Source organism: Methylobacterium sp. WL116 (assembly GCF_008039455.1).
GTDB lineage: Bacteria > Pseudomonadota > Alphaproteobacteria > Rhizobiales > Beijerinckiaceae > Methylobacterium.
Genome location: NZ_VRUV01000961.1, coordinates 1 through 868, shown reverse-complemented (window position 1 = coordinate 868; position 868 = coordinate 1). Strand labels below are relative to the sequence as shown.

Here is an 868-nt window from a genome sequence, read left to right as displayed (position 1 = left end):
CCGTTGAGGGCGAGGCGATCGAGCTGGCGGTGGTCGGCGCGCACCTCTCCGGCCTCGCCCTCAACGGCGAGCTCACGCGCCTCGGCGCCCGCTTCCTGCGCGCGGTCGCGACGGCGCCGGACTACCGCTTCTACGCGCTGCCCGGCGGCCCGCCGCACCGGCCAGGCCTGCTGCGGGTGGCGGCGGGCACCGGCGTCGCGATCGAGACCGAGGTATGGGAACTGTCGCCGGACGCCTTCGGCCGCTTCGTGTCCGCCATCCCGGAGCCCCTCGGCATCGGCACCCTGCACCTGTCCGACGGCACCCGGCCGAAGGGGTTCCTGGTCGAGGCCGAGGGCGTCGTCGGCGCCGAGGAGATCGGCCGCGACGGCGGCTGGCGCGGATACTTGGCCCGCGCCCAGCGCTGAGGCCGGCCTGCGCGGGAGAGGGCTACTTGATGCCGGCGATCGCCGCGGCGAGGCCGTCGAGGGAGGTCGCGATGGCGACGGGGGCGGCGCTCTCGCTCCTGCGATAGCGGACGCGGACGGCGGCGCGCCCGGCGATCGCCCGCCGCAGGGCCTCGTCGACGGGCAGGAAGCCGAGGCACAGGCTGGCGTTGCAGCTTTCCAGGCGGATCACGGTCTCCTCGGCGGTGCCGAACGCCAACCCGACGGTGTGGGCCGACCACGCCCCGACCGGCGCGCGCACCACGAAGACCGGCGCGCCGGCGCTGGTGGCGGCGAGCGACCAGCTGAAGGCGAAGACCCCGTCGCCGTCGACGATCGATTGCGACGCGTTGCAGACCCGGCGGCGGCGGCGCAGGTTCTCGTCGCAGATCAGGGTCCAGCCGCCGAAGGCCTGGATCATCCGGCGGGTGTCGCCCGGCGCC

The 868-nt window shown here is 75.7% G+C and carries 1 protein-coding gene and 1 pseudogene; one reads left to right on the top strand and one right to left on the bottom strand.

Features of this window, described 5'->3' with window-relative positions; all coding sequences use genetic code 11:
- Positions 1 to 407 (top strand): annotated as a pseudogene (locus FV223_RS28780) (allophanate hydrolase); the annotation flags it as partial.
- 22 nt (positions 408 to 429) lie between these two features.
- Here the strand turns inward: FV223_RS28780 and FV223_RS28775 are convergent.
- A partial coding sequence (locus FV223_RS28775) for an invasion associated locus B family protein (protein ID WP_147730015.1) occupies positions 430 to 868 on the bottom strand: 439 nt, incomplete at its 5' end.